General features: G+C 71.0%; 9 protein-coding genes. All 9 read left to right on the forward strand.

Going from position 1 to position 11,692, the window contains the following annotated elements; genetic code table 11:
* The first annotated feature begins 204 nt into the window (after nucleotides 1–204).
* The 9 genes from ABH920_RS20195 (at nucleotide 205) to ABH920_RS20235 (ending at nucleotide 11,659) form a co-directional block, all read left to right on the forward strand.
* Entirely contained in the window at nucleotides 205–1,611 is a 1,407-nt protein-coding gene (locus tag ABH920_RS20195) for a S8 family serine peptidase (RefSeq protein WP_370350589.1), read from the forward strand.
* A 128-nt stretch (nucleotides 1,612–1,739) separates the two neighbouring features.
* The gene (locus ABH920_RS20200; RefSeq protein WP_370350590.1) at nucleotides 1,740–2,954 is read left to right on the forward strand and encodes an ROK family protein; all 1,215 of its coding nucleotides are present in this window, start codon (nucleotides 1,740–1,742) and stop codon (nucleotides 2,952–2,954) included.
* A gap of 263 nt (nucleotides 2,955–3,217) precedes the next feature.
* Nucleotides 3,218–3,901, forward strand: coding sequence for a ThuA domain-containing protein (locus tag ABH920_RS20205; RefSeq protein ID WP_370350591.1), 684 nt, complete (start codon nucleotides 3,218–3,220; stop codon nucleotides 3,899–3,901).
* Nucleotides 3,902–4,052: 151 nt separating this feature from the next.
* On the forward strand, nucleotides 4,053–5,507 hold the full coding sequence (locus tag ABH920_RS20210; protein WP_370350592.1) for an aldehyde dehydrogenase family protein: 1,455 nt from the start codon (nucleotides 4,053–4,055) through the stop codon (nucleotides 5,505–5,507).
* Nucleotides 5,508–5,547: 40 nt separating this feature from the next.
* The gene (locus tag ABH920_RS20215; RefSeq protein ID WP_370350593.1) at nucleotides 5,548–6,870 is read left to right on the forward strand and encodes an ABC transporter substrate-binding protein; all 1,323 of its coding nucleotides are present in this window, start codon (nucleotides 5,548–5,550) and stop codon (nucleotides 6,868–6,870) included.
* A 46-nt stretch (nucleotides 6,871–6,916) separates the two neighbouring features.
* Nucleotides 6,917–7,807, forward strand: coding sequence for a carbohydrate ABC transporter permease (locus ABH920_RS20220; RefSeq protein WP_370350594.1), 891 nt, complete (start codon nucleotides 6,917–6,919; stop codon nucleotides 7,805–7,807).
* Entirely contained in the window at nucleotides 7,804–8,715 is a 912-nt protein-coding gene (locus ABH920_RS20225; RefSeq protein WP_370350595.1) for a carbohydrate ABC transporter permease, read from the forward strand. The genes ABH920_RS20220 and ABH920_RS20225 overlap by 4 nt, the downstream gene beginning before the upstream one ends.
* On the forward strand, nucleotides 8,712–9,650 hold the full coding sequence (locus ABH920_RS20230; RefSeq protein WP_370350596.1) for an aldo/keto reductase: 939 nt from the start codon (nucleotides 8,712–8,714) through the stop codon (nucleotides 9,648–9,650). The genes ABH920_RS20225 and ABH920_RS20230 overlap by 4 nt, the downstream gene beginning before the upstream one ends.
* A gap of 152 nt (nucleotides 9,651–9,802) precedes the next feature.
* Entirely contained in the window at nucleotides 9,803–11,659 is a 1,857-nt protein-coding gene (locus ABH920_RS20235; protein WP_370350597.1) for a serine/threonine-protein kinase, read from the forward strand.
* The last annotated feature ends 33 nt before the right edge of the window (nucleotides 11,660–11,692 follow it).

Genomic DNA, 11,692 nt, shown 5'->3' on the forward strand with positions numbered 1-11,692 from the left:
TCGCCTCACTTCACGGCTCGGCCGCCGCGTTCCGACGCGGCGGCCGAGCCGTTTGCCGTGACCCTTTTTAGACCTCTTCATCACCTGCGACATGTTTTGAAGAATTTTTGGTAAACCCTTGGGTAGCCCCCTGATCCATTTCTTGCCAATGTCCATATCCGGCACCAACTACCGCCACCTCCCTCGCCACCTCCAGGAGGAGACATGCATCGGGCATCATCAGGACTCGGCGACCGCCGGGCCTTCCGCGCCGGAGCCAGGCTGGCCGCCGTCGGGACCGCGGTCGCGGTGTCCCTCGCGGTCGCCGTCGCGGCGCAGGCCGCGCCGGGCGCGTCATCCGCGCCGGCCGCGCATGGCAGCGTCCCGCACCAGGTCCCGACCCCGCAGCACCACCACTTCAGCGCCGCGGTGAGCCGGGTCGGCTCCGCCGGGACCATCCCGGACCGGGTCGAGCGCGTCGAGCAGGCGCTTCAGTCCTCGGGCTCCGGGCTGCAGCAGGCCTATGACACGGCGCCGCTGTACGCGAACCACATCGACGGCACGGGCCTGACGATCGCCACGCTGGTGGCGTTCGGCGACAAGAGCGCCCAGAGCTACCTCGACCAGTACGACGCGGACAACGGCCTGCCGGCGGCGACCGTGCAGACCATCGAGCCGTCCGGCGCGGTGCCGGCGTGCACCGACCCGGGCGTGAACACCAGCGACTGCCAGAGCTGGGGCGGCGAGACGGACCTGGACATCTCGATGATCCACACGCTCGCCCCGGGCGCGAAGATCCTGATCATCGCCACCCCGGTCAGCGAGACCGAGGGCGTCACCGGCTTCCCGGAGCTGCTGAGCGCGATGGACTACACCGTCAGCAACCACCTTGCCGACGTGATCTCGATGAGCATGGGCACGCCGGAGGACGACTTCGCCAGCTCCGCGCAGCTGCACGACCTGGACAGCCACTTCAAGAACGCGACCGACCACGGCGTGACGGTGCTGGCCTCCAGCGGCGACGACGGCGCCGACGGCATGCAGCTCGACGGCAGCACGCTGTGGGGCAAGCCGGTGGTGTCGTTCCCGGCGGACGAGTCCTACGTCACGGCGGTCGGCGGTACCGAGCTGTCCCTGGACGGCAACGGCAACCGCACCCAGCCCGACGTGCTCTGGCCGCAGTCCGGCGGCGGTGTGTCGCACGAGTTCGGCATCCCGGCCTGGCAGCAGAGCACGGCCTCGGCGACCGGCGCCGCGGGGCGCTCGCTGCCGGACATCACGATGGAGGGGACCTCCGGCACGTCGGAGTCCTCGCCGCTGATGGCCGCGATCGTCGGCCTGGCGGACCAGTCCGCCGGGCGCGACCTGGGGCTGATCAACCCCGCGCTGTACGCGCTCGGGCCGAACGGGACCGGGTCCGGGGTCGTGGACGTGACCAGCGGCTGCAACACCACCGCGGCGGTGACCGGCTTCTGCGCCGGCACCGGCTTCGACATCGCCTCCGGCTGGGGCACGATCGACGCGGCCGCGTTCGTGCCGGCGCTGGTCGCCGCCTCGACGCCGAGCAGCAGCCTGCGGGTGGACGTCGGCGCGGGCCGGGCCGGGCACATCCGGGTGCTGGCGAAGCAGTGAGCTGAGCTGCCGGAGTCTGGATTGATCGGGCGCCTCGGGGCTGCGGCTCCGAGGCGCTTTCGTGCCCGCCGGCCGCCCGCTCCCAGCGCACTCTTCACCATGACCCTCCTTCTGGCACAATTCCTCCTGTGATCCAGGCCGGTGCGCAGACGACGCGCGATCTTCGCCGCCGCAGCCGCGCCGCCCTGCTGTCGGCTGTCTACCTCGGGCAGGCGGTGAGCCGGCCGGAGCTGGCGCGGCTGGCCGGGATGAGCTCGGCGGCGGTCAGCAACGTCGTGTCCGACCTCATCGGGGACGGGCTCGTCGCCGAGGCGGGGTCGGTGGACTCCAACGGCGGGCGGCCGCGGACCGTGCTCGCGGCGCGTCCCGGGTTCCGGTACGTCGTCGGCGTCGACATCGGCGAGACGCACATCCACGTGGTGCTGTTCGACTGGACGCTGTCCACGCAGGCCACCTCCACGCACGAGATCCGGGTCGGACGCCTCGACCCGGACGTGGTGGTCCGCCTGGTCGTTGCCGGAGTCCACTCGCTCCTCGACAGCACCGGGGTAGCGCAGGAGCAGCTGCTCGGCATCGGCATCGGCGTGCCCGGCGCGGTCCAGGAGGGCGAGCGCGGCGTGGTCCACGCACCGACCCTCGGCTGGTCCGGCGTACCGCTCGGCGACGCCCTGCGAGCCGAGCTCACCGCGCCGATCCTCATCGACAACTGCGCCCGCACCCTCGGCCAGGCCGAAGCCTGGCGCGGCGCCGGCCGCGAGGCCCGCCGCGCGGTCGTCGCGCTGTGGGGCGTCGGCGTCGGCGCCGCGATCGCGGTCGGCTCGACCCTCGCCGAGAGCGGATCGAGCTCCACCAGCGAGTGGGGCCACGCGGTGATCGAGGCCCGCGGCCGGGCGTGCCGCTGCGGCTCCCACGGCTGCCTGGAGGCCTACGTCGGCGCCACCGCCATCCTGGACGCCTACCTGGCGCACCCGAAGGGCCGCCCCCTGACCCAGGAGGGCACCGAGGCACGCATGGCCGAGCTGGCCACCCGCTTCGAAGCCGGCGACGACGAGGCCGCGACCGCGACCTTCGACGAGGTCGCGGAGTACCTGGGCATCGGAGTCGGCAACCTCATCAACCTCATCAACCCGGACCAGGTGATCCTTGCCGGCTGGGTCGGCGAGCAGCTCGGACCGCTCCTGATGCCCGCGATCCGCGCCGCCGCACAACGCCACGCGCTGCCGTACCTGTTCGACCAGACGCGCATCGGGGTCGGCGAACTCGGCCCCGGCGCGGTCGCGCTCGGAGCGGCAACGCTTCCGGTGGCGCGGCTGCTGGCGGCGGGCGGGCACGTAGCAGCCTGAGGCCTGTTCGGATCGCAGCAGTTCAGATCGCAGTCTGATCGCAGTCTGAGCTGCGGTTGTCGACGACAAGCGGCCGGCCTGCGGCTTCGGGTGTCGTCTGAGAAGTCGGCCGGTTGTGGTTTCCGCCGCAGTCGTCGGGGCGCCGCCTCATCACACTTTCTTGATCCTCCCGGCCATTGTCAGCCGTCGATCACTTCGCTTACGTTGGAGACAAAGTGACCGGCGCCGGCTCCGGCGCCTTTTCGACGTGCCCGGGAGGCCCCATGCCAGTCAGTTCCCCCGTTCCTCGGTCCGCGCTGGTTGTTCGTGGTGGGTGGGAGGGGCATGCTCCGGTCGCCACCACCGAGTTGTTCATTCCGGCGTTGCGGGCCGCCGGGTTCGTCGTCGAGGTCGCCGACGGTCTTGATGTGTACTGCGACGCCGAGCTGCTCGCGGGTACTGATCTGGTGGTCCAGTGCTGGTCGGAGGGGGAGCGGCGCGAGGATTTGAGCGAGAAGCAGAGTGCCGGGTTGGTGGCTGCCGTCGCGGCGGGGACGGGGTTCGCCGGGTGGCACGGCGGGGTGCTGGCCGCTTTTCGCAATCCGGACTATCTGCGCATGGTCGGCGGGCTGTTCCTGTTTCATCCGCCGGAGTTCCTGAGCTATCGCGTGGAGATCGAGGACGCGCACGCCGGGCATCCGATCGTTGCCGGGCTCGGTGATTTCGACGTTCACAGCGAGCAGTACTGGGTGATCACCGACGCCCGCAACACGGTCCTGGCGACCACCAGTGTTGACGCCCGAGACGGAGGTCAGGGCGGCGACGCGGTGCCGATGCCGGTGGTGTGGACGCGGCGGTGGGGCGCCGGGAAGGTGTTCGTCTCGGCGGTCGGGCACCGGGTCGAGGACCTGCGCGAACCCACTGTCAGAACCCTGACGGAGCGCGGTCTGCTCTGGGCCGCGCGGTAGATCCGGCTCTCGGCGGGGGCGTTGACAGCCCCCTCCGGCCCCCTTATCTTTCATCGTTAATTAAGTCCGGTCGTCAGCGAGTGGACACCGGGCCGAAACACGCAGAGCACCATCACGCAAAGCACCAGCACGCAGAGAATCAGGATCCCTGATGAGTTCTGTCAGCACCGCAGCGACCACCGCGACGACCGAGGCGGTCGAGTACACCGCCGAAGTCTTCATCGACGGCCGCTTCGAAGCCCCCGCCGCCCCCTGGCGTCCGGTCCTCGACAAGGCCGCCGGCCGCGCCTTCGCCCGGTACGGCGACGCCTCCGCCGTCCAGGTCGAGCGGGCGGTCGCCGCCGCCCGGCGCGCGCAGCCGGCCTGGGCCGACACCGACGCGAACACCCGCTGCGAGGTCCTGCGCGATTTCGCCGCGCAGCTCCAGCAGCGCCACGACGAGCTCATCACGCTGATCGTCCGCGAGACCGGCGGCACCGCGGAGAAGGCCGAGGAGGAGCTCGGCCAGTCGGTCAACCAGCTGCTGAACTCCGCGACCCAGCTCACCGAGAACGCCGGCTCGATCCTGCCGCCCTACAAGCCCGGCAAGATGTCGCTGTCCCGGGCCGTGCCGCTCGGCGTCATCGGCCTGATCGTGCCGTGGAACTACCCGATGAGCCTGGCGATGCGCGCCCTGGCCCCGGGCCTGGCCTACGGCAACGCCGTCGTGCTGAAGCCCGCCGAGCTGACGCCGATCGCCGGCGGCCAGGTGCTCGCCGAGGCGGCGCGCGCGGCCGGGGTCCCGGACGGCGTCTTCGCCGTGCTGCCCGGCGACGGACCCACCACCGGCGCCGCGCTGTCGCAGCACCCCGGCCTGGACCTGATCCACTTCACCGGATCCTACGAGGTCGGCGCTGCGATCCGCGGTCACGGCGCCCGTACCGGCACGCCGGTGATCACCGAGCTCGGCGGCGACAACGCCTTCGTCGTGCTCGACGACGCCGACGTCGACCAGGCGGCGAGTTGCGCGGTCTGGACCGCCCTGTGGTACCAGGGCCAGACCTGCATCAGCGCCGGCCGGCACATCGTGCAGCGCTCGATCGCCGACGCCTTCACCGAGGCGATCGTGGAGCGTGTGCGCAAGCTGCGGGTCGGCGACCCGCTGCGCGACGAGGTGGACCTCGGCCCGGTGATCACCGCCGGCCAGCTCGCCCGCTTCCACGAGGGCCTGGTCCTGCCCTCGGTCCGGGCCGGCGCGCGGGTCGCGGTCGGCGGCGAGTACGACGGCCTGTTCTACCGGCCCACCGTCCTCACCGAGGTCACCCCGGACATGCCGATCTTCCAGGAGGAGACGTTCGGGCCGGTCCTGCCGGTCACGGTCGTGGACACCGAGGACCAGGCGCTGGAGCTCGCCAACCGCCACCGGACGCTGATGAACTCCGTGTTCACCGGCGACCCGCTGCGCGGCTACGCGTTCGCCGAGCGCATGCACAGCAACGAAGTGCACGTCAACGACGGCTACGCCCGCCACGGCGGAGAAGGCCAGCTGGCCGGGTTCACCCGGCGGCAGTGGATCGGCCTGCAGACCTCGCCGGTGTCCTATCCGGCCTGGGCTGTCGGTGCATGACCAACCACATGACAATGCAATGCATAAAGGAGGCAATGGATTGCGCACCAACCTCATGAGGGGCACCGCCGCCCTCACCCTGGCCGCCACCGCGCTCGCGATGACCGCATGCGGCTCCTCCAGTTCCTCGTCCAAGGCCGGCGCCGCGAGCGGCAGCCACGGCAAGGTCACCCTGACCTTCGTCAACTGGGACGGCGGCATGCAGGCCGCCGTCGACCAGTGGAACCAGGCCAACCCCGACATCCAGGTGCAGCTGAGCAAGCCCTCGGGCACCGGCTACACCCTCTACAACAAGCTGATCACCAACAACGCCGCCGGCACCAACCCGGACGTCACCGAGGTCGAGTACCAGGCCCTCCCGGCGCTGATCGCCAACAAGGTGATCGTCCCGATCGACCAGTACATCGGCGACATCTCCGCCGACTTCGACAAGTCCTCGCTGGCGCAGGTGCAGTTCGAGGGCAAGACCTACGGCGTCCCGCAGAACGTCTGCCCGATGGTCTTCTTCTACCGCAAGGACATCTTCGACTCCCTCGGCCTCAAGCCCCCGACCACCTGGGACGAGTACGCCGCGGACGCCGCGACGATCCACGCCAAGAACCCCAAGCAGTACATCGGCAACTTCTCGGCCGTGGACTCCGGCTGGTTCGCCGGGCTCGCGCAGCAGGCCGGCGCCAACTGGTGGACGACGTCCGGGACCACCTGGAACGTGGCCATCGACGACGCCCCGACGCAGAAGGTCGCGAACTACTGGAGCAACCTGATCGACAAGGGCCTGGTGTCCCCGGAGCCGAACTGGTCCCCGCAATGGAGCACCGACATGAACAGCGGGAACATCATCGGCTGGGTCAGCGCGCAGTGGGCGCCGAACCAGTTCCCGTCGGTGGCCAAGGACACCGCCGGCAAGTGGGTCGCCGCGCCGCTGCCGGCCTGGACCGCCGGCGACCCGACCGTGGGCATCTGGGGCGGCGAGACCGAGGCGGTGACCGCGAACTCCAAGCACCCGGCCGAGGCCGCGAAGTTCGTCAAGTGGCTCAACTCCTCCACCGAGGGCGTCAAGACCCTGATCCAGCAGGTCGCAGCGTTCCCGGCGTCGCTGTCCAACCAGAACCAGGACGCGCTGAAGACGCCGCCGCCGTTCATGTCCGACCAGCAGGACTACAACACACTGATCGCGCAGGCGGCCAAGAACGTGCGCACGTTCCAGGTCTGGGGCCCGAACGCGAACGTCACCTTCGACGCCTACTCCAACGACTTCGCCGCCGCCCTGCAGAACAAGACGCCGCTGTCCGCGGCACTGACCCAGATGCAGCAGGCGACGGTCGACGACCTGAAGAAGCGCGGCTTCTCGGTCACCGGCTGAGCTGGAAGGACGAGATGAGGACAGGAAAGGACAGGAAGAAGAGGCCATGAAGGCTCCTCGCCGCAGGCACACGCTGCTCCCGCAGATCCTGCTCATCCCGGCCGTGGTGCTGTTCCTGCTGTTCACGGTGGCGCCGGGCGCCTACGCGATCTACCTCAGCTTCATGAAGCAGAAGGCCGGCGGCGGCCTGTTCGGGACCGACAACCCGACCACGGTCTTCGCCGGCCTGGAGAACTACCGCGCGGCGTTCGGCGACGCGGAGTTCTGGCACAGCATCGGCCGGATGCTGCTGGTCGCGGTGATCGGGGTGCCGGCCACGATCGGTTTCTCGACGCTGTTCGCGCTGTGCCTGGACGCCAAACGGACCCGGCTCGTCGGCTTCTCGCGACTGGCGATCTTCCTGCCGTACGCGGTGCCCGGGGTCGTCGCCACGCTGCTGTGGGGCTTCATGTACCTGCCGGCGACCAGCCCGATCGGCGGCGACACGATCAACTACTTCGGCTCGCACACGGTGTTCTTCGCCGTGGCCAACGTCGCGGTGTGGGGCGTCCTGGGCTTCAACATGGTCGTCATCTACACCTCGCTGCGCGGGCTGCCGCGCGAGCTGTTCCAGGCCGCCGAACTCGACGGGGCCAGCGAGCTGCAGATCGCGCTGCGCATCAAGCTGCCGCTGCTGGCCCCGACGCTGACGCTGGTGACCGTCTTCTCGCTGATCGGCGCGCTCCAGCTGTTCAACGAGCCGACCACGCTCAAGCCGGTCACCAACGCGATCAGCTCGACCTGGGTGCCCCTGATGCGCGTCTACACCGACGCCTTCGTGGACAACGACATCTACCGCGGGGCGGCCGCCTCGTTCCTGCTCATCGTGCTGACGGTCGCCGCCACCGTGGCCGCCAACACGGTGCTCCGTCTGATAGCGCGTAGGAGTGAACGATGACAGCGGCCACGACCGGGACGGCGAAGGCGGGCAGAACCCGGACCGGGGCGGCCGGACCCGGCAGGAACGCCGGCGGCCGGACCAACTGGGTCCCGACCGTCATCCTGCTGATCGGCGCCGTGTACTGCGTGCTGCCGGTGGTGTGGATCGTGATCGCCTCCACCAAGACGAACAGCGAGCTGTTCTCGACCGCGCCGTTCGCGCCGTCCTTCCACGGCGGCTTCTTCTCCAACCTGCGCGCGCTGTTCTCCTACGACCACGGCATCTTCATCCGCTGGGCCGTCAACTCGGTGATCTACGCGGTCGGCGGTGCGACGCTGTCCACGATCGTCTGCGGCTGCGCCGGCTACGCGCTGGGCAAATACCGGTTCTCCGGCAGCGTCTGGCTGTTCCGGCTGATCGTCGCGGCCGTCCTGCTCCCGCAGATCATGCTGGCCATCCCGCAGTTCCTGCTGCTGGCCAAGCTCGGGATGACCAACAACTACGCGGCGGTGATCCTGCCGCAGCTGGTCAGCCCGTTCGCGATCTACCTGTGCAAGATCTACGCCGAGGCGTCGGTCAGCGACCAGCTGCTGGAGGCGGCGCGGGTGGACGGGGCCTCGGAGTGGCGGATGTTCGCCTCGATCGGCGCGCGCCTGATGATGCCGGCGCTGGTGACGGTGTTCCTGTTGCAGTTCATCGGCATCTGGAACAACTTCCTGCTGCCCTTCGTGATGCTCAACCGGGACCAGCTGTTCCCACTGACCGAAGGGCTGTACGGGCTGCTCATCATCACCGGCGGCCAGGCCGCGCAGTACACGATCGTCATCGTCGGGGTGTTGGTGTCGATCGTGCCGCTGGCCGCGGTGTTCCTGCTGTTGCAACGGTATTGGCGAGTGGACCTGGTGTCCGGAGGGGTCAAGGCATGATCACACTTCCCCGGCTGGGCTTCGGCGCGGCCGCGATCGCCAACGACGGTGTCGGGCTCGGGCAGGCGCTGGACTGTGTGGAGGCGGCGTGGGACAGCGGGATGCGCTACTTCGACACCGCTCCCATGTACGGCGCCGGGCACTCCGAGCGGCTGCTGGGGCTCGCGCTGCGCGGACGGCCTCGTGCGGAGTACGTGCTGAGCACGAAGGTCGGCCGCCTGGTCCGGCCTTCGCACCCGGACACCGAACAGACCGGCGCCGACTGGATCTACGACTTCAGCCGGGAGGGGATCCTGACCTCGCTGGAGGAGAGCCTGCTGCGGCTCGGCGTCGACAGCGTGGACATGCTCTACATCCACGACCCCGACGACCACTGGCGCGAGGCCCTGGAGCAGGCGTGGCCGACGGTGGCGCGGCTGCGCGACGAGGGGGTGGTGTGCGCGGTCGGCGTCGGCATGGTGCAGGCGCCGATGCTCGCCCGGTTCATCCGGGAGACCGACCTGGATCTGGTGCTGGCAGCGGGCGTCTACACGCTGCTGGACACTCAGGCTCTTGACGAGCTGCTGCCCGAGGCCGAGCGGCGCGGCGTCACCGTCGTCGCGGCGCAGTCGCTGCACGGCGGGCTCATCGACGGCGTCGCCGACGCCATGTTCCGCTACCGTCCGGTTGACGAGCAGACCCGCGCGAAGGCCGCGCGCATCGCGAAGGTGTGCCATGAGTTCGGCGTGCCCACGGCGGCCGTGGCGTTGCAGTTCCCGCTGGGGCATCCCGCGGTGCGCTGCGTCCTGACCGGCCCGGACTCGCCCGGGCAGCTGGCGCAGAACCTGGAGTGGGCCGCGCGGCCGGTACCGGCGGGCGTCTGGACGCGTCTGCGCGAGGAGGGCTTGCTCTCGGAGGAGACGCCGGTGCCGTCCACCGATCTGGCGACCGCCTAGATCGCTGGATTACTACAACTCGGTTACCACTCGGACGGAGTTCCCTGAAGACCCGCCACGTCCCGCCCCAGCAGCTAGATTAATAAGGACTCTGCAATCGCAGCGTGCACCCAGGCTCCGGCGCCACAGTCTCTGGCGGAGGGCGGATCTCGATGCGGACGCGGTCAGGGCAGCCACAGGCGTTCCACCCTGCCCGGATCGGGCCCTACGAGGTGGTACGGCGCCTCGGCGCGGGCGCCATGGGCGAGGTGTACCTCGCGCGCTCGGCGTCCTCGCGGCTGGTGGCGGTGAAGACCATCCGGGCCGGGCTCGCCGAGCACCCCGGATACCGGCGCCGGTTCGCGCACGAGGTGGACGCGGCCAAGCGGGTCAGCGGCGCGTTCACCGCCGCCGTGGTGGGCGCCGACCCGCACGCCGACCTGCCGTGGCTGGCCACGGTGTACGTGCCCGCGCCGTCGCTGGAGGAACTGGTCGCCACCTGCGGCCCGCTCGCGGTGTCGGCGGTGCGCTGGCTGGCCGCCGGCTGCGCCGAGGCGCTGGAGTGCGTCCACCGGGCCGGGCTCGTGCACCGGGACTTCAAGCCCGCCAACGTGCTCGTCACCGCCGACGGTCCGCGGGTCATCGACTTCGGGCTGGCCCGCAGGGACGGACTGCCGCAGGGCACGGCCGCCGGGATGGTGCTCGGGACGCCGCTGTACATGGCGCCCGAGCAGGCGGCGGGGGAACCGGTCGTGGGACCGGCCGCCGACGTGTTCGCGCTCGGCGCGACGCTCTACCACGCGGCCACCGGCGCCGCGCTGTACCAGGAGGAGAAGGCCGTCGGGGTCCTGCTGCAGAAGATGCGGCGGCCCCCGGACCTGGCGCAGGTGCCCCGGGAGGTGCGCGGGCTGGTCGCGGCCTGTCTGGCGCTGAAGCCGACGGACCGCCCGACGCCCGCTTCGCTGCTCGCCGCCCTGGCGCCGCACCTGGCCGCGGCCGACGCCACGCAGGCGTTGCCCGACGCGGTGCTGGAGTACATCGAGGGCTATCGCAGCGAGCAGATGGAGCTGGCGCGGACCCGGCGTTCGACGCCGGACGCGGCGGGCGAGGGTTCGGACGACGAGACCCACGTCGCGGTGCGCTCCGCCGACAGCCTCGGGGATCTCTCGGACCCCGTGGACCAGACGGTGTTCACCGGCGACGGGACCTACGACCTCGGGGCCGGGACCGCGGACGACTCCCCGGACCACGACCCGCGGCCCCGCCACCCGTCGCTGCCACCGGACGAGGACGGGTCGCACTGGGTGCCGGCCAGCCGCGCGGCGTCGAGCCGGCGGCGGGCCCGCGCCGGGTCCGGCGTCGGACGGTGGGGTCCGGGGCGCTGGCAGCGGCGCTCGCCGATGGGGCCGGCGGTGGTCGCGGGCAGTGTGGTGCTGGCGATCGGCGCGGCGACGATCAGTGCCCTGTTTCTCGCCGGCGTGGTGACGCTCGGCGGCAAGGCCTCGGACTCGACGCAGGCGGGGGCCGGGCCGACGGCCGGCGCAGCGGCGACTGGGACTAGCAGGGTGAGCGGGGCAGCCGGGGCAGCCGGCGCGACCAGTGCTCGGCCCACCGGCTCGCCTCCCGGTTCCCCGCCGCCGACCGCCTCGTCGCCCCCGCCGACCCGCAGTGGTCCGCCGCCGCAGGGCCCGCCACCGGGCGGGGGTCCGCCGCAGGGTCCGCCGCCCGGCGCCGCGACCGTGGTGGACGGGACGCGGCTGGACGTCCGGCCGCCGTTCGGCGACCCTCGGACCACCTTCATCCTGGAAGGCGTCGGGTGGCCGGCGGGGCAGACGGTCACGGTCACGTTCCTGGACGCCGCCGTGCCGCAGGCCGAGACCGTGGCCGACGGGAGCGGAACGTTCAGCGTCGCCCTGGACCAGGGAGCGGGCGCGATCGTGCTGCCGGACGGGCGGTACCACGTGCGGGCCTCGTCGGGGAACCGGTCGCTGTCGGTCTCGCTCGTGGTCGCGCCGCCGCTGAATCCCTGACCCACGGCCGGGGCCGGAAGGACTCTTGACTTC

Origin of the sequence: Catenulispora sp. EB89, assembly GCF_041261445.1 — a bacterium.
Taxonomy (GTDB): domain Bacteria; phylum Actinomycetota; class Actinomycetes; order Streptomycetales; family Catenulisporaceae; genus Catenulispora.

What these genes read in the sequence shown, in the direction of transcription:
- ABH920_RS20205 (WP_370350591.1), top strand. Translation starts at nt 3,218, where the DNA reads ATGCCAGTCAGTTCCCCCGTTCCTCGGTCCGCGCTGGTTGTTCGTGGT.
- ABH920_RS20195 (WP_370350589.1), top strand. Translation starts at nt 205, where the DNA reads ATGCATCGGGCATCATCAGGACTCGGCGACCGCCGGGCCTTCCGCGCC.
- ABH920_RS20210 (WP_370350592.1), top strand. Translation starts at nt 4,053, where the DNA reads ATGAGTTCTGTCAGCACCGCAGCGACCACCGCGACGACCGAGGCGGTC.
- ABH920_RS20235 (WP_370350597.1), top strand. Translation starts at nt 9,803, where the DNA reads ATGCGGACGCGGTCAGGGCAGCCACAGGCGTTCCACCCTGCCCGGATC.
- ABH920_RS20230 (WP_370350596.1), top strand. Translation starts at nt 8,712, where the DNA reads ATGATCACACTTCCCCGGCTGGGCTTCGGCGCGGCCGCGATCGCCAAC.
- ABH920_RS20225 (WP_370350595.1), top strand. Translation starts at nt 7,804, where the DNA reads ATGACAGCGGCCACGACCGGGACGGCGAAGGCGGGCAGAACCCGGACC.
- ABH920_RS20220 (WP_370350594.1), top strand. Translation starts at nt 6,917, where the DNA reads ATGAAGGCTCCTCGCCGCAGGCACACGCTGCTCCCGCAGATCCTGCTC.